Origin of the sequence: Streptomyces sp. Y7, from assembly GCF_043195415.1 — a bacterium.
Taxonomy (GTDB): Bacteria; Actinomycetota; Actinomycetes; order Streptomycetales; family Streptomycetaceae; genus Streptomyces.
This window is the reverse complement of the sequence record NZ_JBIDDQ010000004.1, coordinates 107,139-128,735: the sequence shown is the minus strand read 5'-3', so window position 1 is coordinate 128,735 and position 21,597 is coordinate 107,139. Positions and strand designations below refer to the sequence as shown.

23 protein-coding genes are annotated in these 21,597 nt (G+C 71.5%); 18 read left to right on the top strand and 5 right to left on the bottom strand.

The features are described 5' to 3' along the window. Positions 1 to 66 precede the first annotated feature (66 nt). Positions 67 to 1,506: a regulator gene (locus ACGFW6_RS14085; protein WP_393508041.1), complete on the bottom strand. Its 1,440-nt coding sequence runs from the start codon at positions 1,504 to 1,506 to the stop codon at positions 67 to 69. Between the two features lie 281 nt (positions 1,507 to 1,787). Here ACGFW6_RS14085 and lipB point away from each other — a divergent pair, with 281 nt between their 5' ends. The 4 genes from lipB (at position 1,788) to ACGFW6_RS14065 (ending at position 4,854) form a co-directional block, all read left to right on the top strand. After that, positions 1,788 to 2,588 (top strand): lipoyl(octanoyl) transferase LipB, encoded by an 801-nt coding sequence (lipB, locus tag ACGFW6_RS14080; protein ID WP_393508039.1) that lies wholly within the window; start codon positions 1,788 to 1,790, stop codon positions 2,586 to 2,588. Positions 2,589 to 2,682: 94 nt separating this feature from the next. Continuing rightward, complete coding sequence (lipA, locus tag ACGFW6_RS14075) at positions 2,683 to 3,648, top strand: lipoyl synthase (RefSeq protein WP_393508037.1); 966 nt, start codon at positions 2,683 to 2,685, stop codon at positions 3,646 to 3,648. 256 nt (positions 3,649 to 3,904) lie between these two features. After that, entirely contained in the window at positions 3,905 to 4,105 is a 201-nt protein-coding gene (locus ACGFW6_RS14070; protein WP_107906968.1) for a hypothetical protein, read from the top strand. Positions 4,106 to 4,152: 47 nt separating this feature from the next. Next, a complete protein-coding gene (locus ACGFW6_RS14065) occupies positions 4,153 to 4,854 on the top strand; it encodes a DUF4191 domain-containing protein (RefSeq protein WP_393508035.1) in 702 nt (233 codons plus the stop codon). Between the two features lie 77 nt (positions 4,855 to 4,931). Here ACGFW6_RS14065 and ACGFW6_RS14060 read toward each other — a convergent pair whose 3' ends face one another. Next, positions 4,932 to 5,399 carry an RDD family protein gene (locus tag ACGFW6_RS14060; RefSeq protein ID WP_393508033.1) on the bottom strand — a complete coding sequence of 156 codons (468 nt, stop codon included), beginning with the start codon at positions 5,397 to 5,399 and terminating at the stop codon, positions 4,932 to 4,934. Between the two features lie 198 nt (positions 5,400 to 5,597). Here ACGFW6_RS14060 and glnA point away from each other — a divergent pair, with 198 nt between their 5' ends. The 4 genes from glnA (at position 5,598) to ACGFW6_RS14040 (ending at position 9,010) form a co-directional block, all read left to right on the top strand. Then, positions 5,598 to 7,007 (top strand): type I glutamate--ammonia ligase, encoded by a 1,410-nt coding sequence (glnA, locus tag ACGFW6_RS14055; RefSeq protein WP_380865094.1) that lies wholly within the window; start codon positions 5,598 to 5,600, stop codon positions 7,005 to 7,007. Between the two features lie 108 nt (positions 7,008 to 7,115). Beyond that, positions 7,116 to 7,382 carry a hypothetical protein gene (locus ACGFW6_RS14050; RefSeq protein ID WP_393508031.1) on the top strand — a complete coding sequence of 89 codons (267 nt, stop codon included), beginning with the start codon at positions 7,116 to 7,118 and terminating at the stop codon, positions 7,380 to 7,382. Between the two features lie 124 nt (positions 7,383 to 7,506). Then, the gene (htpX, locus tag ACGFW6_RS14045) at positions 7,507 to 8,424 is read left to right on the top strand and encodes a zinc metalloprotease HtpX (protein WP_393508029.1); all 918 of its coding nucleotides are present in this window, start codon (positions 7,507 to 7,509) and stop codon (positions 8,422 to 8,424) included. Position 8,425: 1 nt separating this feature from the next. Beyond that, positions 8,426 to 9,010, top strand: a complete 585-nt coding sequence (locus ACGFW6_RS14040) for a hypothetical protein (protein WP_393508028.1) — start codon at positions 8,426 to 8,428, stop codon at positions 9,008 to 9,010. Between the two features lie 41 nt (positions 9,011 to 9,051). Here the strand turns inward: ACGFW6_RS14040 and ACGFW6_RS14035 are convergent, their stop codons facing one another. Beyond that, positions 9,052 to 9,351 carry a hypothetical protein gene (locus ACGFW6_RS14035; RefSeq protein ID WP_393508026.1) on the bottom strand — a complete coding sequence of 100 codons (300 nt, stop codon included), beginning with the start codon at positions 9,349 to 9,351 and terminating at the stop codon, positions 9,052 to 9,054. Between the two features lie 251 nt (positions 9,352 to 9,602). Between ACGFW6_RS14035 and ACGFW6_RS14030 the strand changes: the two genes are divergently transcribed. Further along, positions 9,603 to 10,349: an alpha/beta hydrolase gene (locus ACGFW6_RS14030; RefSeq protein WP_393508024.1), complete on the top strand. Its 747-nt coding sequence runs from the start codon at positions 9,603 to 9,605 to the stop codon at positions 10,347 to 10,349. 88 nt (positions 10,350 to 10,437) lie between these two features. Here the strand turns inward: ACGFW6_RS14030 and ACGFW6_RS14025 are convergent, their stop codons facing one another. After that, positions 10,438 to 11,787 (bottom strand): DUF2252 domain-containing protein, encoded by a 1,350-nt coding sequence (locus tag ACGFW6_RS14025; protein ID WP_393508022.1) that lies wholly within the window; start codon positions 11,785 to 11,787, stop codon positions 10,438 to 10,440. 289 nt (positions 11,788 to 12,076) lie between these two features. On the opposite strand from ACGFW6_RS14025, the gene ACGFW6_RS14020 reads away from it, so the two are divergent. After that, positions 12,077 to 13,267 carry a winged helix DNA-binding domain-containing protein gene (locus ACGFW6_RS14020; RefSeq protein ID WP_393508020.1) on the top strand — a complete coding sequence of 397 codons (1,191 nt, stop codon included), beginning with the start codon at positions 12,077 to 12,079 and terminating at the stop codon, positions 13,265 to 13,267. Positions 13,268 to 13,377: 110 nt separating this feature from the next. On the opposite strand, the gene ACGFW6_RS14015 is transcribed toward ACGFW6_RS14020, so the two are convergent. Further along, the gene (locus ACGFW6_RS14015; RefSeq protein ID WP_393508018.1) at positions 13,378 to 13,704 is read right to left on the bottom strand and encodes a hypothetical protein; all 327 of its coding nucleotides are present in this window, start codon (positions 13,702 to 13,704) and stop codon (positions 13,378 to 13,380) included. Between the two features lie 267 nt (positions 13,705 to 13,971). Here ACGFW6_RS14015 and ACGFW6_RS14010 point away from each other — a divergent pair, with 267 nt between their 5' ends. From ACGFW6_RS14010 to ACGFW6_RS13975, 8 genes are all read left to right on the top strand, one after another. After that, positions 13,972 to 14,337: an arsenate reductase family protein gene (locus ACGFW6_RS14010; protein ID WP_393508016.1), complete on the top strand. Its 366-nt coding sequence runs from the start codon at positions 13,972 to 13,974 to the stop codon at positions 14,335 to 14,337. Between the two features lie 118 nt (positions 14,338 to 14,455). After that, positions 14,456 to 15,190 (top strand): hypothetical protein, encoded by a 735-nt coding sequence (locus tag ACGFW6_RS14005; protein ID WP_393508014.1) that lies wholly within the window; start codon positions 14,456 to 14,458, stop codon positions 15,188 to 15,190. A 337-nt stretch (positions 15,191 to 15,527) separates the two neighbouring features. After that, complete coding sequence (gene glnII / locus ACGFW6_RS14000) at positions 15,528 to 16,559, top strand: glutamine synthetase (protein WP_393508012.1); 1,032 nt, start codon at positions 15,528 to 15,530, stop codon at positions 16,557 to 16,559. 107 nt (positions 16,560 to 16,666) lie between these two features. Beyond that, complete coding sequence (locus tag ACGFW6_RS13995; RefSeq protein WP_393508011.1) at positions 16,667 to 17,587, top strand: DUF6891 domain-containing protein; 921 nt, start codon at positions 16,667 to 16,669, stop codon at positions 17,585 to 17,587. Positions 17,588 to 17,879: 292 nt separating this feature from the next. Continuing rightward, a complete protein-coding gene (locus ACGFW6_RS13990; RefSeq protein ID WP_393508009.1) occupies positions 17,880 to 18,428 on the top strand; it encodes a winged helix-turn-helix domain-containing protein in 549 nt (182 codons plus the stop codon). Between the two features lie 85 nt (positions 18,429 to 18,513). Then, on the top strand, positions 18,514 to 19,536 hold the full coding sequence (locus ACGFW6_RS13985; protein WP_393508007.1) for an SDR family oxidoreductase: 1,023 nt from the start codon (positions 18,514 to 18,516) through the stop codon (positions 19,534 to 19,536). 53 nt (positions 19,537 to 19,589) lie between these two features. Continuing rightward, positions 19,590 to 20,867, top strand: coding sequence for a sensor histidine kinase (locus tag ACGFW6_RS13980; RefSeq protein ID WP_393508005.1), 1,278 nt, complete (start codon positions 19,590 to 19,592; stop codon positions 20,865 to 20,867). Beyond that, positions 20,852 to 21,505, top strand: coding sequence for a LuxR C-terminal-related transcriptional regulator (locus ACGFW6_RS13975; RefSeq protein WP_383596255.1), 654 nt, complete (start codon positions 20,852 to 20,854; stop codon positions 21,503 to 21,505). The genes ACGFW6_RS13980 and ACGFW6_RS13975 overlap by 16 nt, the downstream gene beginning before the upstream one ends. The last annotated feature ends 92 nt before the right edge of the window (positions 21,506 to 21,597 follow it).

Genomic DNA, 21,597 nt, shown 5'->3' with positions numbered 1-21,597 from the left:
CTGCGCGACAAGCCACGACGCAACCCGCACACGGCCAGTCAACCGGCCGGAGTCACGGCGGGCCCCCTACAACAACGCGGCGACCTTGTCGCGATACCCCCGCACCGGCGCCGCATCCCGATACGGCTCCAGCCTCCGCTCGAAGTCCCGCACGTACTCCACGGCCCGTACGGACCGCATCTCCGCGGCAGCGCCCGCCGCCTCCGCCCCGAGCGCACAGGCCTGGTCCAGCTCACCGAGCCCGAGGCGGGCGGAGGCGAGGACGACCCGGCTGAACAGCCGGCTGCGGGCGTAGGCGGGTGCGCGCAGTTGCAGGGACCGCTCGGCGTGCTGGGCCGCCGCACGGAACTGCTGCAGGTCCCGGTGGCAGTGCCCGAACTCGTCGGCGAGCTGCGCCTCGTCGAAGAACCGGGCCCAGTACGGGACGTCGTCGCCGGGCCGGGCCGTCTCCAGGGAACGCTCGGCGCGGACCAGCGAGGCGGTGCAGGCGCGCACCTCGCCCAGGACGCCGTGCCCGCGCGCCTCGCACGCGTGCAGCAGCGCCTGGACGACCGGCGGCGCGCTCGTGCCCACGCCCTGCTGGGCCACCCGCGCCAGCTGGACGGCCTCCCGGCCGTGCCCGAGGTAGACGGCCTGGCGGCTCATGGTGACGAGGACGTAGGAGCCGTAGGGACGGTCGCCGGCGGCCTGCGCGAGCCGCAGCGACTGCACGAAGTAGCGCTGCGCCAGCCCGTGCGCCGCGATGTCGTACGACGTCCAGCCCGCGAGCCGGGTCAGGTCCGCGGCGGCCGCGAACAGGCGCCGCCCGGTCTGCTCGCCGTAGGTGCCGCGCAGCATCGGCTCGCACTCGTGCTCCAGGTAGCGCACCAGTGCCTGCCGGGCATGGCCGCCGCCGTACATGTCGTCGAGGGAGCGGAACAGCTCGCCGACCGAGCGCAGGGCGGCGATGTCACCGCCGGTGACCTTCTGCCCGGGGCCGCGCTCGGCCTGGTTGCGCTGGCGGGGCACGACGCCGGGCCTGGCCTGGGCGGGGATGCGGGCGAGCGGCTCGCCGCGGGCGACCTTCTCGTCGGCGCGGCCGATCAGCCAGTCCCGGCTGGGCACGACGAGCCCGGCCGGGGTGAAGGCGATCTTGCGCAGTTCGGCGTGGCTGCCGGAGTCCTTGCGCCACAGGCCGCTGACGATGTCGACGGCCTCCTCGGGGGTCGCGGCGAACTCCAGACCCGCGTACACGGGCGCGCACGCGTCGAGGCCCAGGTCCTGGGCGGTGAGCCGGCGGCCCAGGCGCCGGGTGAAGACCTCGGCGATCAGGGCCGGGGTCGTGCCGCGCGGCTGCTGCCCGCGCAGCCAGCGGGTGACCGATGTCTTGTCGTATCTCAGATCAAGCCCGTGTTCGAGTCCGAGCTGGTCCACCCGGCGGGCGAGACCCGCGTTGGAGAATCCCGCTTCTGCGATGAGCGCGGCGAGCTGGCGGTTGGGAGTGCGCTGCGCGGGTCGTTCCGTCATCTGCGGTGCGGTCTCCTGCCTTTCGGGCCTGGCGGGGCCATCTGGCCGCCGAGTGCCCGGATTGCCGGTGAGCTGCCATTTTGGCCTCTCGAACGGCGCGAATGTAGCGGAGAGTAAGCAGCCGATCGCACATTTCGGCGCCCATTCATCCGATCGTGTGAGGATTGCCCCACCGGGCTGACGCGGGCCGCGGGATCGCACTCGAACAGGCCGGTCGTACAGTGGCGTAGGCACGCTTCGTGCCTTACGACGTTCTGGGCTCTTCCAGGGAGGCGCTTGCCGTGAGTGAGTTGCGGTTCGTCCGCATGGGATTCGGCGCGGAGGCGGTCGAGTACCAGCAGGCGTGGGACGAGCAGCGCCGGGTGCACGCGGCGCGCTTCGAGGACGAGATCCCCGACACGGTGCTGCTGCTCGAACACCCGCCGGTCTACACGGCGGGCCGGCGCACGGCGGACAACGAGCGGCCGCTGGACGGCACGCCGGTCATCGACGTGGACCGCGGCGGCAAGATCACCTGGCACGGCCCGGGCCAGCTCGTCGGCTACCCGATCCAGAAGCTGCCCCGCCCGGTGGACGTCGTGGCACACGTACGGCGGCTGGAGGAGGCCCTGATCCGCACCTGCGCGGAGTTCGGCCTGGAGACCACCCGGATCGAGGGCCGCAGCGGCGTGTGGGTGCTCGGCGACCCGGTGGAGCAGCGCCCCGCGCTCGGCGGCCTCGCCCTGGACTTCGACCCCCGCCTCACCGACGAGGAGTTCGACCCCCGTCTGAACGGGCCCGAGTACGCGCCCTCCAACGCCGGCCAGCGCCGCGAGGACCGCAAGATCGCGGCGATCGGGATCCGGGTCGCCAAGGGCGTGACCATGCACGGCTTCGCGCTGAACGTGAACCCGGACAACAAGTGGTTCGACCGGATCATCCCGTGCGGGATCCGGGACGCGGGCGTCGCCTCGCTGGCCACCGAGCTCGGCCGGGACGTCACCATCGACGAGGTGCTGCCGGTCATCGAGCGGCACCTGACGGACGTACTGGAGAACGCCGAGCTGAAGCCGCGGGTGGTCGAGAGGGAACCGGCGGCATAAACGAGCCCGTGGAGGGGCTGACACCCACGCAGGCATTCAAATCCACGGGCGTACCCTTGAGGACGCCGAAGAATCAATCGCTAGGGAGCCGGTCGTGTCCGCAGTCGCACCCGACGGACGCAAGATGCTGCGCCTGGAGGTCCGCAACAGCCAGACCCCCATCGAGCGCAAGCCCGAGTGGATCAAGACCCGGGCGAAAATGGGTCCCGAGTACACGAAGATGCAGAACCTCGTGAAGAGCGAGGGCCTGCACACGGTCTGCCAGGAAGCCGGCTGCCCGAACATCTACGAGTGCTGGGAGGACCGCGAGGCGACCTTCCTCATCGGTGGCGACCAGTGCACCCGGCGCTGCGACTTCTGCCAGATCGACACCGGCAAGCCCGAGGCCCTCGACCGCGACGAGCCCCGCCGCGTCGGCGAGTCCGTGGTCACCATGGACCTGAACTACGCCACCATCACCGGCGTCGCCCGCGACGACCTGGAGGACGGCGGCGCCTGGCTGTACGCCGAGACCGTGCGCCAGATCCACGCGCAGACCGCCGGCCGCGAGGGCGGCCGCACCAAGGTCGAACTGCTCGCCCCGGACTTCAACGCGGTGCCCGAGCAGCTCGCCGAGGTCTTCTCCTCGCGCCCCGAGGTCTTCGCGCACAACGTCGAGACGGTGCCGCGGATCTTCAAGCGCATCCGCCCGGGCTTCCGCTACGAGCGCTCCCTGAAGGTCATCACCGAGGCCCGCGACTACGGCCTGGTCACCAAGTCGAACCTGATCCTCGGCATGGGCGAGACCCGCGAGGAGGTCAGCGACGCGCTGCGGCAGCTGCACGACGCCGGCTGCGAGCTCGTGACCATCACGCAGTACCTGCGCCCGAGCGTGCGCCACCACCCCGTGGAGCGCTGGGTCAAGCCGCACGAGTTCGTGGAGCTGAAGGACGAGGCCGAGCAGATCGGCTTCTCCGGTGTGATGTCCGGCCCGCTGGTCCGGTCCTCCTACCGCGCCGGCCGGCTGTACCAGATGGCCGTCGAGAAGCGTGGTGCGTACATCGCCTCCCAGGCCGTCTGATGGCACGGAGTGCCACTCGGCGCATGTGAATCTGCGCACAAGCACCTGACCGTCGGCGGAGGCCGATCGACGCGGTCCTGGACGTCCCCGCAGATAGGGGCCTCATCAGGGCCGCGTCAAGTTTTTCGGACGGCGCATTAAGGCTTCATTGGTGTTTGACCGGTCGGTCACGCCCTGGTAACACCAATCAGTGACCCTGGTTGTACACCCCGTGCACCGCTCACCGAAGCCACCATCCCGAGGGGGGACCTCCACCATGCAGGCCGCGCCGGTTCGCGCCACCGCAATCCCGTCGTTCACCACTGCACTGCGTGCCGTCGAGTCGCTGCTGATGAGCAGCGGCCAGCGCACCGCCCGCCGCAACGCCTGGACCTCCGTCCTGGAGGACCGCCGCCGCGCGAAGGACCGCGTGGAGGCCGAGCGCGTCCTCGAGCAGACCCCCGCTCCCCGCCTCTGAGGGCGCTGCCGTCGAAGGCGCTTGTGCGGCCACGTAGACTTCGTGGCATGGCGAGGAAGGACACGGCAGCGGACGCTGCGAACCCCGGGCGACTCAAGCAGATCGCTCTGACCTACAAGATGACCCGCAAGGCCGACAAGAAGATCGGTCTTGTACTCGCGGCTGTCGGAATCGTCACCTTCGGTGTCTTCCTCGCGATCGGTTTCTTGATCGGTCACCCCATCTATCTCGGCATCCTGGGCCTGCTGCTCGCCTTCCTCGCGACGGCGATCGTGTTCGGGCGCCGGGCCGAGCGGGCCGCATTCGGTCAGATGGAGGGCCAGCCGGGCGCAGCAGCGGCCGTGCTGGACAACATCGGCCGGGGCTGGTCGACGACCCCCGCGGTGGCGATGAACCGCAGCCAGGACGTGGTCCACCGGGCCGTCGGCAAGGCCGGCATCGTGCTGGTCGCGGAGGGCAACCCGAACCGGGTGAAGACCCTGCTGGCCGCCGAGAAGCGGAAGATGAACCGCATCGTGGCGGACGTGCCGGTGCACGACCTGATCGTGGGCACGGGCGAGGGCCAGGTCGAGCTGAAGAAGCTGCGGACCACGATGCTGAAGCTGCCGCGCGTGCTGACCGGCCCCCAGGTGACCGCCACCAACGACCGGCTCAAGGCCATGGGCGACCTGATGAGCAACATGCCGTTGCCGAAGGGCCCCATGCCCAAGGGCATGAAGCTGCCGAAGGGCGGGCCGAAGGCCCGTTGATCATCCCGTAGTTGATCACCCCGTACGAGAAAGGGGGCGCCCGGTTCACACCGGGCGCCCCCTTCGTCGTACCGCCGTCAGATGCGTACTTCCACGGTCCGCGCCAGCCGGTCGTGCAGGCCGCGGCCGTCGCGGTCCCAGATCAGGGCCGGGACAGCGACGCACAGCAGGGCCGTGCGCAGCAGGGCGCGCAGCGGGTTCACCGTGCCGGTGTCCAGGGAGACCACGCGCAGGCCGAAGAGGCGCTTGCCCGGGGTGAAGCCGACCGTGCCGACGGTCAGGACGCCCAGCACGAAGAAGAGCAGCAGGGCCCAGTTGCTGGTCGCCTGGCCGTAGCCGTCGGTGATGAGACCGTATGCGATCAAGACGCACAGACCCCAGTCGACGGCGAGCGCCCCGAGGCGTCGCCCCGGGCGGGCGATGGAGCCCGGCCCCTCCTCCGGAAGGCCGAGCTGCTGACCCCGGTATCCGAAGTCGACACCGGCGTCCTCGGCGGCCGCGCGGGGGCCCGAGAGCCAGGATCCGATTGCTTGCCTCTTGTCCACGCGACCACGGTACTGTGCCCGTTTTGCGATGTGGACAGGAGGGGTGAGGTGTGGGATGTCCGGTTAACGTGTGCGAAACAAATGGGTCACGCCCGAGAAATCACCCGTCCCTAGGGTCGAGTGCAGCGTGTGCCACCGCACTGGCCGCACGAACGACATACCACCCCGGCACGACGGGTCGGGAGTAGGAGGAGCTGGATGTTCCAGAACGCCGACGAGGCCAAGAAGTTCATCGCGGACGAGGACGTCAAGTTCATCGACGTCCGGTTCTGCGACCTGCCGGGCGTGATGCAGCACTTCACGATCCCTGCCGCGGCCTTCGACCCGGCCGAGGAGCTCGCGTTCGACGGCTCCTCGATCCGCGGCTTCCAGGCCATCCACGAGTCCGACATGGCGCTCCGTGCCGACCTGTCCACCGCGCGTGTCGACCCGTTCCGGCGCGACAAGACGGTCAACGTCAACTTCTTCATCCACGACCCGATCACGGGCGAGCAGTACTCCCGTGACCCGCGGAACGTGGCGAAGAAGGCCGAGGCCTACCTCGCCTCCACCGGTATCGCCGACACCGCGTACTTCGGCCCCGAGGCCGAGTTCTACGTCTTCGACAGCGTGCGGTTCAAGACCGCCGAGAACGAGGCGTACTACCACATCGACTCCGAGGCGGGTGCCTGGAACACGGGCGCGCTGGAGGACAACCGCGGTTACAAGGTCCGCTACAAGGGCGGTTACTTCCCGGCCCCGCCGGTCGACCACTTCGCCGACCTGCGCGCCGAGATCTCCCTGGAGCTGGACCGCCAGGGCCTGCAGGTCGAGCGCCAGCACCACGAGGTGGGCACCGCCGGCCAGGCCGAGATCAACTACAAGTTCAACACGCTGCTCGCCGCGGCCGACGACCTGATGCTCTTCAAGTACATCGTGAAGAACGTCGCCTGGCGCAACGGCAAGACCGCGACCTTCATGCCGAAGCCGATCTTCGGTGACAACGGCTCGGGCATGCACGTCCACCAGTCGCTGTGGACCGGCGGCCAGCCGCTCTTCTACGACGAGGCCGGTTACGCGGGCCTGTCGGACACCGCCCGCTACTACATCGGCGGCATCCTCAAGCACGCTCCGTCGCTGCTCGCCTTCACCAACCCGACGGTGAACTCGTACCACCGTCTGGTGCCGGGCTTCGAGGCGCCGATCAACCTGGTGTACTCGCAGCGCAACCGCTCCGCCGCGATGCGTATCCCGATCACGGGCTCCAACCCGAAGGCCAAGCGCGTCGAGTTCCGCGCGCCCGACTCCTCCGGCAACCCGTACCTGGCCTTCTCGGCCCTGCTCCTCGCGGGTCTGGACGGCATCAAGAACAAGATCGAGCCGGCCGAGCCGATCGACAAGGACCTCTACGAGCTGGCTCCCGAGGAGCACGCGGGCGTCGCCCAGGTCCCGACCTCCCTCCCGGCGGTCCTGGACCGTCTCGAGGCCGACCACGAGTTCCTCCTCCAGGGTGACGTCTTCACGCCGGACCTGATCGAGACGTGGATCGACTACAAGCGCACCAACGAGATCGCGCCGCTGCAGCTGCGTCCGCACCCGCACGAGTTCGAGCTCTACTTCGACGTGTGATCGGCGCCTGACCGCGGCAACCGCGCCCGTGCCCCCGCTGTCGTACCGACGGCGGGGGCACGGGCGTATGTTCTATTCTTCGGGTGGGACGACACGGGGGTGGACGGGATGCCTGAGCGCGAACAGGACGATCACGAGCGCGAGTTCGATCTGAGGTGGGCCGACAACGCCGAGCACAAGGAGCCCTCGGCACGGGCCCGTATGCTCGCCGCCCGCTGGAAGGAGAACCCGCCCGAGCCGCAGCCCTTCCGCGCCGGCCCGGAGCACGTCGGATCCCGCCGCCGCTCTTCGTGGGTGTCCACGACACTGGTCCTCGGCTGCGTCGCCGCGCTGATCGTGCTGCTGGGGTACATCAACTTCCGGGCGGCCCACTAGCCGCCGGCCCGGCCCGATCCATAGCAACCCTTTGCCGCTCCTGGGGACCTTCGGGACCGCTTCATGGGGCTCGGCGGATGCACACTGGCAGTGGGACGAGTGCCTGAGTGCGGGGTGGTGCAAGATGCAGAGCCGCTTCCGGAGTGACCGGCGGTTGACCGCTCGTATGGGGGTCACGCTGTTTCTGCTCGGGTTGTTGTACGTGGGGTTCGTCGCCGCGCTGATCGTGCTGCTGAAGTCCTGGGTGCTCGTGGTGGTCGTGGCGGCCGGGCTGCTGGGTGCCCAGTACTGGTTCTCCGACCGGGTCGCGCTGTTCGCGATGCACGGGCGGGTCGTGGAGCGGGAGGAGTATCCCGAGCTGCACGGCGTCGTGGACCGGCTGTGCGCCATCGCCGACATGCCGAAGCCCGTCGTCGCCGTGTCGGACATGGATATGCCGAACGCGTTCGCGACGGGGCGCAACGCCGATCACGCCGTGGTCTGTGTGACCACGGGGCTGCTGCGGCGACTGGAGCCGGACGAGCTGGAGGGTGTGCTCGCGCACGAGCTGTCGCACGTGGCGCACAAGGACGTCGCAGTGATCACCGTCGCCTCGTTCCTCGGAGTGATCGCGGGGCTGATCGTGCGGTTCGCCTTCTACAGTCAGCTGTTCGGGGGCGGGCGCCGGGACCAGAACACCGCCGCGATCTTCGCCATGGTGCTCGGGGTGTCGGCGGCCGTGTACGCGATCAGCTTCCTGCTGATCCGGGCCCTGTCCCGGTACCGGGAGCTCGCCGCCGACCGGGCCGCGGCGCTGCTCACCGGGCGGCCCTCGGCCCTGGCGTCGGCGCTGACCAAGGTGTCCGGCGACATCGCCCGGATCCCGACCAAGGACCTGCGGACGGCGCAGGCCTTCAACGCCTTCTACTTCACCCCGGCGCTGGGCCGTGACCCCGGCATCGCGCAGCTCTTCTCCACCCACCCGAGCCTGGAGCAGCGGCTCGACCAGCTGGGGCGGATCTCCGCCGAGCTGGGCGAGGCCGCGACTCCCGGAGGGGCGTGAGATGGGGCTGCTCGACATCCTGCTGGGCCGTACCAAGCCGGTCGCGCCCGATCTCGACCGGCTCTTCGCGCTGCCGTCGGCGGCGGTGACGCTGGAGGCGGCGGCCGGGTTCCGCCCGACGGGCAGCGGGGCGGTGTGCTTCGCCACGGTCGAGGGCGCCGCCTTCGACCAGACGCACCGCGAGGTGCAGGCCCTGCTCGACGCGGACGCCGCACGCGAGGGCCGGCCGGTGCGTCTCGCGCGGGACGACTACGGCTACTCGTGGCTGGTCTCCCGGCGCTCGCCCGATCAACTGCCGGACCTGGTCAACGACCTGCACGCGGTGAACAGCGCGATGGAGGTCAACGGCTTCGGCCCGCAGCTGCTGTGCTCGCTGGTGGGGTTCGAGGACGACAGGGAGCAGCGGCTCGCGCTCGTCTATCTCTACAAGCGCGGCACCTTCTACCCCTTCGCGCCGCTGCCCGGCGCGACGGAGCGGCGTGACAACCCGCTGGAGCTGCGGGTGAAGGCCGCGCTGGGGGACGACCTGCGGATCGAGCAGGACCTGAACCGCTGGTTCCCGGTGTGGGGCGCCCCCGGCCTGTGACCGGGGGCACCCTCCACCTCGGGTCACCACCCCAGGTGGTCTCACTTGCTCTTCTCGCGCTCCTGACGACGGGACTCCAGGGGGCGCTCGCGGCGGTAGCGGCGCTCCCACTTGGCCTGCATGTCACGCCGGTCGCGGTAGGAGCGGTAGTCCGCGGGCATGGAGCCCCCGGACGAGCCCCCTGCGCCGGCCCCTCCCCCGGGCCTGCCGCTCGGCGCGGAGGAGCTCCGGCCGTACTGGAGGTAGAGGAAGAGGACAGCGACCGCGGCCAGCCAGTAGACGTGGTTTCCGAATCCGAGGATCACCAGGACGACAGTCCCGGACATGACGATGGTGCCCATCACGGGCCTCCGTGAGCGTGGGTCGGTACTGAGCGGTGCGTGTACGTCCCCGACGGGGCGCTGGGGGAGGAGCGACCGTCCGTCGGTGCGTAGAGAGTAGTACCGAGTCCGCAGGGTGACGCCTTCCCTGCGGGAAGCGGCGTGAACAGCTCCGTTACGCACGTCCAGGGTAGGGATCCCGTCACTGCGTGTGCATCTCCTTTTCCGGGGGCGGGAGTTCGGCCGGTGTCCGGTGTGAATGAATGGACGGCATGACCGAGCTCTCCTCCTTCACGTACGCCCACGACGGCGAACTCCTCAGCGGGGTCGGATGCGGCGCCGCCGACCCGGGTACGGCCACCGCCGTTCTGCTGCACGGCGCGGGCATCGGCAGCAAGGAACGCCTGCTCCCGATGCTCGCCGAGTTCGCTTCCCGGGGCTGTGGCGGGCTCGCCTTCGACTTCTCGGGGCACGGCGAGAGCAGCGGCGAGCTGCGGGAGTTGAGTCTGCGCCGGCGTTTCGAGCAGGCGGTCGCGGTGATCGACGCCCGGGTGCCGGCGGACGGGCCGCTGATCGTCGTCGGCTTCAGCATGAGCGGACAGACGGTGACGGATCTCGTCGGGCACTACGGCGGGCGCGTGGCGGCGGTGGGGCTGTGCGCGCCCGCCGTGTACGCCGAGGAGGCGTGGGACGTGCCCTTCGGCGAGGGGGACGGCCGGTTCAGCGAGATCATCCGCAGGCCGGACGGCTGGCGCGGGGCGCCCGCGCTGGAGGTGCTGCGGGGGTACGAGGGGCGGGCGGTGCTCGCGGTGCCGGAGACGGACGCGATCATCCCGCCGGAGGTGACGCGGGCGGTGCAGGATGCCCTGTCCGCTCGCGCGCGGTTCACCCGGTTCGACGTGCCCGGCGCGGAGCACATGCTGGGGTGGTGGTTCTCCGAACACCCCGAGGACCGGAGGGAGTTCGTGACAGCCGTCCTGGCCGGCCCGCCGGCGGCCACCCCCGTGGCCGGCGGCTGAGCGACGAGGCTGCCACCGAGGTCGTACGGCTGACGACGGCGCCGTGCGCGAGGGGTCCGGCCGTCCTGCGCCGGACGGCCGAGCCCGGTCAGGCGCCCGGTACGGCCCTGACCACGCCCGCCTCCACGGCGGCGCTCAGCGCGGTGTGGTCGTTGGTGGTCTGGTCGGCGTAGGCGAGCGCGAAGTCGGCCACCGCGCGGTCGAAGGTGTCGGCGCCGCCGAGATAGCCGGCGATGGCGATGCGGTCGCCGGAGCGGGCGTGGGCCCGGGCCAGGGCGGTGCCGCACAGGCGGGCGTAGCGGCACAGGTCGTCCGGGCCCATCGAGGAGACGTCCGCGGAGCCCTTGGTCTCGCGCAGCTGGCGCCAGTAGAACGCGCGCCCCTGCGGCCCCGACATCCAGCCGAGGAAGATGTCGCCGGTGGCCTGCAGCAGCCGCTGTCCGGCGACGACGCGATGCCCGGGGTGGACGTACGGCCCGCTCGGCAGGTGCTCCTCCAGGACGGACTGCCGGGCCTCCTTGATCTGGAGGAACAGCGGGTCGCCGGCGTCGCGTCCGGCGAGCAGCACGATGAAGCAGCGCAGGCCGACGCTGCCGACGCCGACGACCTTGCGGGCGGCGTCGGCGAAGCGGTAGCGGTCCAGGAGCAGGCGGCGCTCCTCGGACAGGGTCGAGCGGTAGTCGCTGAAGGTCTTGCGCAGGGCAGCCATGTCGGAGGTGCCGGCGCGTTCGAGGAGCGGCGGGTCGTGGATGAGGCGTCGGCGCCCGTCGACGGTCTCGGTCAGCTTGCCGAAGGCCCGCAGGCTGGTGCGGCGGCGCGCCCGGCCGAGGCTGGCGTCGCCGCCGTGGTGGCGGCGGGTGGAGCGGAGCAGGGGCAGCAGTTGCTCGGCCTCGATCCGGGTGTACCAGACGTCGAGCTCGCCGCGCCGGGCCAGCCGGCGCATCGCGGCGCGGTATCCGGCGGCGGCCTCCCGGGCGGCGCGGGCGGCCTTGGGATCGGGGTGGCCGTTCTCGCGGGCCGCGACGGCGACGGAGGTGGCGAGCCGTTTGACGTCCCACTCGAAGGGGCCGGGGTACGTCTCGTCGAAGTTGTTCAGGTCGAAGAGCAGCGCGCGTTCCGGGGAGGCGTACAGGCTGAAGTTGAGCAGGTGGGCGTCGCCGCACAGCTGCACGGTGAGGCCGGTGTGCGGGGCGGCGGCGAGGTCGCCGGCCATCACGGCGGCGGCGCCGCGCAGGAAGGCGAACGGGGACGCCGCCATGCGCCCGTATCTGATCGGCAGCAGCTCCGGCAGCCGGTCGCGGCCCTGGCGCTCCAGCACGGCGACGGGGTCGGCGCGGTCGAGGGACGGGATCCAGGCGGCGTGCGCGGAACGCGGGGCGCGCTTGCGGGCGGCCTTGCCCCGCAGGAACCGGTCGGCGGGAGTGGTCGGGCTCGTCATGAGGTGAGGGCCCCGTGCCCGACCGAGGTGTACTGAGGCTGTCGCCCGCCGCGTCCGCCCATCGCACCTCCCGCTGCCGCGCAGCCCGTTGGGGGCGCGGTCCGCCACCTCCTGATCGCAGTGAAAGCGGTGCGGGGAGTGATCGCACGTCGGGGAGGCGTTTCGGGTGACGGCGGAGCGTGCGGACGGGACGGTACGGGAGGGTGCGGCAACGGGTCGTTGTCAGTGGGGTCCGGGAAGATGCGGACAGTGGTGTGCGGGCGCGACGGTGGGACGGGTGGAGGCCGGGATGGGTGACGGGGTGCGGTACATCGGGGTGGCGGAGCGGCGGGCCCGGCTGGGGCTGCGGCACCGGCTGGCCGGCGTGGCGCGGGCCGAGGGACCGGAGGGTATCGCCGACGCGCTGGTCGCGCTGCACGGCTCCGACCCGGCGACCGTGTACCTGGCCGTCGGCGCGCGGCTGGCCGATCCCGCGAAGACCGTCGCCGTGACCGAGCGGGCGCTGTACGAGGACCGGGCGCTGGTCCGGATGCACGGCATGCGGCACACCGTGTTCGTCTTCCCCACGGAGCTGACCGCGGTGGTGCACGCCTCCACCGGTCTCGCGGTCGCCGCCCGGGAGCGTGCCTCGCTGATCAAGGACATGGCGAAGGCCGGGGCGCCGGACGCGGCCTGGCTGGCGGACGTCGAGGACTCGGCGCTCGCCGCGCTCGCCCGGCGCGGACAGGCCACGGCGGCCGAACTCGCGCAGGACGAGCCGCGGTTGCGCGAGCAGTTCGTGTACGCGGCCGGGAAGAGCTACCAGGGCGTGCACACCGTCTCGACGCGGCTGCTCCGGGTGCTGGGCGTCGAGGGAAAGGTGGTGCGGGGCCGGCCGCTGGGCTCCTGGACGTCCTCCCAGTTCCGCTGGGCCCTCGCGCCGGCCCATCCCGAGCTGGACGCGGCCGGCGCCCAGGCCGGGCTCCTGCGGCGCTGGCTCAGTGTGTGCGGGCCGGCGACAGAGGCGGACCTGAAGTGGTGGACGGGGTGGAAGGTGACGGAGGTCCGCCGGGCGCTCACGGCGATCGGGGCCGAGGCGGTCTCGCTGGACGAGGGGACGGGGTACGTCGTCGAGGGGGACGCCGCTGCGGTGGACTCCCCCGCGGAGCCGTGGGCGGCGCTGCTGCCCGGCCTCGACCCCACGGCGATGGGCTGGCAGCAGCGCGACTGGTATCTGGCGCCGGAGCTGAGGCCCTCGCTGTTCGACCGGAGCGGCAACGTCGGCCCGACGGTGTGGTGGAACGGCCGTGTCGTGGGCGGCTGGGCCCAGCGCGGGGACGGCGAGATCGTCTGGCGGCTGCTGGAGGAACTCGGCGGCGGCGAACGGCACGCGGCCGAGGCGGCCGTCGCGGTGGAGGCCGAGCGGTTGCGCGGGTGGGTGGGGGCGGCTCGGGTGACGCCTCGGTTCCGGACCCCGGTCGAGAAGGAGCTGTCGGCCTGAGGAGGGCCGTCGGGTGAGGGCGGGGCGCCGGGCGCCCTCGGCACGGAGCCGGCCCTCACCGTGCGGAGACCGGGCGCGCCCGACGACTCGCGGCGCACCCGGCCTCCGGCCTACCTCGAGTACCTCATGAGCGCCCGGACCATGTGGCATGTCGTTTCCGACGGCGGGTGGACGCCGATCGTCTCCGCGGCGCTGCGGATCGTCTCGTTGCGTGCCTGGTTCGGCATGTAGACGCCCGAGTCGAGCAGCGCTATCGCCAGGCGCATGGCCTTCAGACGGCGGTTGTGGGTGACGTACCACTCGCGCGGGCGTCCCGGCGGCAGCGGTCGCTTCTCCACCGGCGCGTACGGCAGGTCGAGCAGCACCGGGTGCTTCGCGGTGGACTGGGTGGGCAGCGGCTTGCGGATCGGCTTCTGCTTCAGTGCGGCAGCGGGCACAGGCATCCTCCTGTCGCGGTCGAGCGCCGGCCGGGTGGCCCGGCGACACTCTCGAACACTGCTTACAGTTTACTGCCCGCCACTGACAATCGACGAACCTGATACGGCCATGAAATCCCCAGGTCAGCAACGAAACTGTCACCTCGTCACCCGCGATCCGAGAGGGGCGCGAGAGGCGGCGGAGAATTCGAACAGAGCCCTTCGGAGGCATGCCGTGAGCCCGGGACGACGGAGGGTTCCCCGGGGGTGCGGGATACCGTGGGCCGTATGGAGATCTGGATCAATCCGGCCTGTTCCAAGTGCCGCAGTGCCCTCACCCTGCTCGACGCCGAGGGGGCGGACTACACCGTGCGCCGCTATCTGGAGGACGTCCCGAGCGAGGACGAGATCCGCCGGGTGCTGGACCGGCTGGGACTCGAACCGTGGGACATCACCCGCACCCAGGAGGCCGTCGCCAAGGAGCTCGGCATCAAGGACTGGGCGCGGGAGGCGAGTTCGCGCGACCGGTGGGTGAAGGCGCTGGCCGAGCACCCGAAGCTGATCCAGCGGCCGATCATCACCGCGGACGACGGTACGGCCGTCGTCGGACGCACCGACGAGGCCGTCCAGGACGCCCTGTCCCGCAAGAGCTGAGTGCCCGTCAGGGGCGGTGTGACGTACGTTACTTCAGCGACTCCCGTGACCGCTGAGTAACTCCGTTCGGTATCTCGTACATAGCGGCGTACGCTCCCCTACCGCTCAGGAGGCGCGCATGTCGCGCAGGAGAACTCTCGGCACGAAGAAGAAGATCGCTCTGCTGGTCAGTGCGGCGACGGTGGCGGGTGGCGGCGCCTTCGTCATGGCGAGCACCTCGAACGCCTCGCAGGCGCCGACGGTCAAGTCCGCCGCGGACTCGACCGTCTGCCAGGGACTGGCCACCGCCCTCGGCAACAACCAGAAGTTCATCGACGGGCAGAAGGCTAATCCCGACGCCCAGTCCGCGGCCCGGATCGCCAACCGCGAGGCGGTCATCGCGCAGATCAAGGTGCAGCAGGAAGCGTCCGGTTGTGTTGCCGGGGAGTCGGCTCAGGACTCCCAGGCCGCGCAGCCGAGCGCCCCCGCGGGCAACGCCGGAAACGCGGGAGCCGGAAACGCGGGAGCCGGGAACGCGGGAGCCGGGAACACCGGCAACGCCGGGGGCGACCAGAACGCGGGTGACGCCGGGAACGCGGGCAACGCCGGTGGTGGCGCGGCCTCCGGGCAGCAGGTCTGCAACGGCTCCACGGTCACGCTCTCCGGCGAGGGCGGGGCTCCGGCCGCGTCCAGCAACCAGTTCCCGGCCGGCACCAAGCTGAAGGTGACCAACCTGGACAACAACAAGTCCACGACGGTGGAGGTCACCTCGGTCTCCGGTAGCTGCGCGCTGCTGAACAACGCCGCCTTCGAGCAGGTCCGCGAGCCCGGCAAGTTCCTGATCCGCCGTGCGCTGATCGAGAAGGTGGGGTGACGCTCGGGTAGCCGACGTCGTACGTGTCATGGGCCCTGCCACTCGCGGCCACGAGTGGCAGGGCCCGCGTACGTGCGGGGCCGCCGGGCAATCCCATCGCATACGAGCCGCCCGCCCCGCGCCGCCGTCCGCACGGGATGTCGCCCTGTCGACTTTGCGTGGCCGCTCACCTCGTGAATCGCGCCACACGAACACCAGGTAACACGGGGTTCACATGGGAGCAATGGCCGGGAAATCGCCTGTTGACAGGCTCGCGGGCATCAAGCGCGGCGCCTGAAGTGCCGCAGCGCCGCAGCACCCGCAAGCGCGCCCAGACCCACCCCGAAGGATGTGGCCCGTGACCTTCAAGGCTGAGTACATCTGGATCGACGGCACCGAGCCGACGGCCAAGCTGCGTTCCAAGACGAAGATCATCGCGGGTGAGCCCGCCGGTCTGGACGCGCTGCCGATCTGGGGCTTCGACGGGTCCTCCACGAACCAGGCCGAGGGCCACGCCTCGGACTGCGTGCTCAAGCCGGTCTTCACCTGTCCCGACCCGATCCGCGGCGGCGACGACGTGCTCGTGCTGTGCGAGGTCCTGAACATCGACCTCACCCCGCACCCGTCCAACACCCGTGCCGCGCTGGTCGAGGTGGCGGAGAAGTTCGCCGCCCAGGAGCCGATCTTCGGCATCGAGCAGGAGTACACGTTCTTCCAGGACGGCTACCCGCTCGGCTTCCCCAAGGGCGGCTTCCCGGCCCCGCAGGGCGGCTACTACTGCGGTGTCGGCGCCGACGAGATCTTCGGCCGTGACGTCGTCGAGGCCCACCTCGACAACTGCCTCCAGGCCGGTCTCGGCCTGTCCGGCATCAACGCCGAGGTCATGCCCGGCCAGTGGGAGTTCCAGGTCGGCCCGCTGTCCCCGCTGGAGGTCTCCGACCAGATGTGGGTGGCCCGCTGGCTGCTCTACCGCACCGCCGAGGACTTCGGTGTCTCCGCGACGCTGGACCCGAAGCCGGTGAAGGGCGACTGGAACGGCGCCGGGGCGCACACCAACTTCTCCACCAAGGCGATGCGCGAGGGCTACGACGCGATCATCACCGCCTGCGAGTCGCTGGGCGAGGGCTCCAAGCCGCTCGACCACGTCAAGAACTACGGCGCCGGCATCGACGACCGCCTGACCGGCCTGCACGAGACCGCCCCGTGGAACGAGTACTCCTACGGTGTCTCCAACCGCGGCGCCTCGGTCCGTATCCCGTGGCAGGTCGAGAAGGACGGCAAGGGCTACATCGAGGACCGCCGTCCCAACGCCAACGTCGACCCGTACGTCGTCACCCGCCTGATCGTCGACACCTGCTGCTCGGCGCTGGAGAAGGCCGGCCAGGTCTGATCCGGGCCGCGTCACGCACGGCAGGGTGAAGGGGCGTCCACCGGTGGGTGGGCGCCCCTTCGCCGTGTGTCGGCCCCGTTGTCAGTGACGGGTGCCATCGTGGGGTCATGGAGAACGACGAGGGACCCGCCGTCAAGGTGCGGACGGAGCACGGCGAGACGTACGTACGACCGTCCGAGCAGGAGCTGCGGGACCTGGTGCACCGGCTCGGCCGGCGCGGGGACCACTGGCTGGTGATGCAGCGGATACCGGACGTGCCGGACGTGTTCGCCCAGGTGTGGCACAAGCGGGGCGGTGACTACCAGTTGGAGCACCGCGAGAGCCGCGAGAGCTTCCTCGGCACGATGGTCCCGGACGCCGGGGCGGTGGCCGACGCGCTGCTGGGGTGGGCGCGGCGGCGGGACGGCTGGGACGGCGGGTTCGCCTGGTCGCCGGTCGCGGTGGACCCGCCGCGGGAGGTGCCCGAGCTTCCTCCCGCGGTGCGCGAGGAGGTGGAGGGCCGGGTGCGGACGCTCCTGCGGTGCGGGTACGACGACCGGGCGGCGCTCGCCGAGGCCGCCGAGGACTGTCTGGTGGACGGCGAAGAACGGCCCGTCTCCGACGCGCAGGCCCGGGAGCTGGTCGACCGGCTGTGGCTGGAGCGGCTGGAGGAGCAGGCGGCGTGGGAGGGCGTCACCGATCCGGAGCGGCTCACCGGTGCCTTCGGGGCGCTGGAGGCGAGCGGCATCACGGCCCGTGAGAACTTCGCCTGCTGCCGGGGCTGCGGGATGGCGGAGATCGGCGCGGAGCGGGAGGACGCGCGCGGGTTCGTGTTCTTCCACGCGCAGGTCGTCGAGCACGCCGCCGACGGGCACGGGCTCGCCCTGTACTACGGCGGGTTCGACGGCTCGCAGGAGACCACCGCCGGCATCGGGCGCGAGGTCGTCGCCGCGCTCGGCGCCGCCGGGCTGTCCACCGAGTGGGACGGGTCGCCGAGCACCTCGATCACCGTCACGCCGCTGGACTGGCGCAGACGCCTCCAGGGGTGAGGCACGCGACACCGGACCGGTGCCGGGCAGGCGTCCGACCAGTGAGAGAAGGGTCCTCTCCGTGGGCGCCGTCTGCTTCAATGGGGGCATGGCCAGCATCCAGAAGCACTCCGCGACAGGTCGCCATGACCTCGAGCCCTTCTGGCCTTCCCGTCAGCACCACGACTTCGACCGGGTGTGTTGCCGCGCGATGAACGCGCGGGCCCTCTAAAGCCGTCACCCCGGCCTTCGGCCAGCGCGAACGACGTTCCTCCCCCACGACGGACCTCTCGCGCGAAAGAGCTGACCTCTCATGGCGACCACTCGTTCCCTGTCCACCGCCCCGTTCAACTCCTCCGCCCCGAACGCGCCACGGCATCATCTGCGTGCCGTGGACCGGGACGAGGTGATCGACGTCGCGGACCTTCTCCCGCCGGGCGCCACCTGGCTGCCCGCTCCCCAGCACACCCTGCCCACGCTGCCGGGGCAGCCGCCGATGATCGGCTACCTGGTGCTCGTCCCGGCCGACCGGCAGCCGCCCGCCGCGGCGGCGGTGGACACCGGCGCCGACCCCCTCGTCACCGTCGACAACGTCCGGCGCACCGCCGCCGTCGACGGGCGGGAACTCGACCTCACCTACCTGGAGTTCGAGCTGCTCGCCCATCTGGTGGCCAACCCCCACCGGGTCCACACCCGCGACCAGCTGGTCACCACGGTGTGGGGCTACGGGCATGTGGGGGACGGCCGTACCGTCGACGTCCACATCGCGCGGCTGCGCCGCAAGCTGGGCGCCGAGCACCGCGAAACCATCCGGACGGTGCGCCGGGTGGGCTACAAGTACGCCCCGCCGGCCGGGCGCTGACCTCGCCGGTCCGCTCCCCCGAAACCTGTCTGCCGACAGCAGAGCCCCGTTCCGTCGCGCGCCGCCACCGGGCAGAGTCGGCGGTATGAGACTTCTGGTGCTGGGTGGTACGGAGTTCGCGGGGCGGGCCGTCGTGGAGGCGGCCCTCGGGCGGGGATGGGACGTCACCGTCCTCAACCGGGGGCGGCGCGAGTCCGCGGCCGGGGTGCGGTCGCTGCGCGGTGACCGCACCTCGCCGGACGGGCTCGCCGCCCTCGCCGAGGGCGAGTGGGACGCCGTCGTCGACACCTGGTCGGCGGCGCCCCGTGCCGTACGGGACTCGGCGCGGCTGCTGCGGGGCCGCGCCGGGCGGTATGTGTACGTGTCGAGCTGCTCGGTGTACGACTGGGCCCCGCCCGCCGGGTACGGCGAGGAGGCGCCGCTGGTCGAGGGCGCCGAGGCCGGCGCCGGGCAGACCGACTACGCGCGCGACAAGCGGGGCGGCGAGCTGGCCGCCGTCGAGGCGTTCGGGGCGGACCGCTCCTTGCTGGTGCGGGCCGGGCTGCTGCTCGGGCCCTACGAGAACATCGGGCGGCTGCCCTGGTGGCTGGGGCGGATCGCACGCGGCGGTCCGGTGCTGGCGCCCGGGCCGCGGGACCTGCCTCTGCAGTACGTCGACATCCGCGACCTCGCCGAGTGGATCCTCGGGGCGGTGGAGCAGGAGTTGAGCGGGCCGTACAACCTGATGAGCCGGCAAGGGCACGCCACCATGGGCGAGTTGCTCGACGCCTGCGCGGCCACCGTCGGCGGGAACGCCGAGCTGCGCTGGACCGGGCCGCGGGTGGTCCTGGACGCGGGCATCGAGCCGTGGACCCAGCTTCCGGTGTGGGTGCCACCGGGCAGCGACATGCACGACGCCCTGCACAGTGCCGACGTGTCCCGGGCCGTCGCCACGGGGCTGCGCTGCCGTCCCGTCACCGAGACCGTCGCCGACACCTGGCGTTGGCTCCAGGACCTCGGGGGGACCGTGCCCGTGCGGGAGGGCCGGACGGCGCCGGGGCTCGATCCGGAGGTGGAGGCGAAGGTGCTCGCGGGCGCCGGGGAGGGTGTATCTGGCACCACCCCCTGAGCCGGGGGTCCGGCCCCGTGACCACCGCTGCCTGCTCGGCGAGACTGAACGGCATGAACAACGACACGAAGAGCGGCCCGGGTGCCGGTTCGCGGGCACGGGGGATGGGGGTCGCCGCGCTGCGCGGGCTGGCGCTGGCGCTGGTGGCCCTGCCGGGATCCGTCCTCTGTCTCGTCCTCTCCCTCGTCTCCGTCGCGCTGATACCGATCGGCGTCGGCATCGTCACGACACCGTGGGTGCTGACGGGGGTACGGGCGTTCGCCGACTGGCGGCGGGTGCTGGCGGCCGAGTGGGGCGGGGTGCGGATCCCGCCCGCGTACCGGCCGCTGCCGAAGGACGCCAACCCGTGGGCCCGCACCTTCGGGATGCTGAGCGACCCGGCGACCTGGCGGGACCTGCGATGGCTGCCGGTCGACATGACGGCGGGGTTCTTCACCGCGCTGCTGCCGGCCGTGCTGCTGCTGTACCCGCTGGAGGGGTTCGTGATCGCGGCGGGCCTGTGGCGGGCCTTCACCGACGCGGGCGGCACGTACTGGTACGGCTTCGTGCCGGTCACCGATCAGACCTCGGCCTTCGGCGCCGCCGCCCTGGGCGTGGGCCTGCTCTTCCTGGCGCACTTCTACACCCCGCGCCTGCTGCAGGCCCACTTCCGGCTCACCAGGGCGGTCCTGGGCTCCAACCAGGGTGAACTGGCCGAGCGCGTACGGGTGTTGACGGAGACGCGGCGGGACGCGGTCGACACCTCGGCCGCGGAGCTGCGCCGTATCGAGCGCGATCTGCACGACGGGGCGCAGGCGCGGCTGGTGGCGATGGGCATGGACCTCGGGACGATCGAGATGCTGCTCGACAAGGACCCGGAGAAGGCCAGGCAGCTCGTCGCGCAGGCCCGGCGGTCGTCCGCCGACGCGCTCTCCGAGCTGCGCGACCTGGTGCGCGGCATCCACCCGCCGGTGCTCGCCGAGCGGGGACTGGGCGACGCCGTACGGGCGTTGGCGCTGCGGCTGCCGGTGGCGACCGAGGTGACCGTGGAGCTGCCCGGGCGGGCGGAGGCGCCGGTGGAGTCGGCGGCGTACTTCGCGGTCAGCGAGGTGCTCACCAACGCGGTCAAGCACGCGGGCGCCGACCGGATCTGGATCGACCTGCACCACTCGAACGACATGCTGCGGATCAGCGTCACCGACAACGGCAAGGGCGGCGCGGTGATCGGGGCCGGCTCGGGCCTCGCCGGGGTCGAGCGGCGACTGGGTACATTCGACGGCGTCCTGGCCGTCAGCTCGCCCGCGGGCGGCCCCACCATGGTCACCATGGAGATTCCTTGCGCGTTGTCCTAGCCGAAGACCTGTTCCTGCTGCGCGACGGGCTCGTCCGGCTCCTTGAGGCCTACGACTTCGAGATCGCGGCGGCCGTCGAGACCGGCCCCGAGCTGGCCCGCGCGCTGGCCGAGCTGGAGCCGGACGTCGCCGTCGTCGACGTACGCCTGCCGCCGACCAACACCGACGAGGGCCTCCAGTGCGCGCTGGAGGCCCGCCGCCGGAAGCCGGGGCTGCCGGTGCTGGTGCTCTCGCAGCACGTGGAGCAGCTGTACGCACGGGAGTTGCTCGCCGACGGCAGCGGCGGGGTGGGGTATCTGCTGAAGGACCGGGTGTTCGACGCGGACCAGTTCGTGGACGCCGTCCGTCGGGTCGCGGCGGGCGGGACCGCGATGGACCCGCAGGTGATCCAGCAGCTGCTGAGCCGGCGGGCGGCCGACGACCAGCCGCTGGCGAGGCTCACCCCCCGCGAGACGGAGGTGCTGGAGCTGATGGCGCAGGGGCGGACGAACGCGGCGATCGCCGAGCGGCTCGTCGTCACGGAACGGGCCATCGCCAAGCACACCGCCAATATCTTCGCCAAACTGGGCCTGGAGGTGTCGGACGACGACAACCGTCGCGTGCTGGCCGTTCTCGCGTATCTCGACCATGGCCGGTAAAACCGGACCCTCTTATTCACCCGCCGTACGGGATCAACAACTCCTGGTGTTTCAGGGGTTGTTGAGGACACAGCGTCCTCACGAATCTCTCA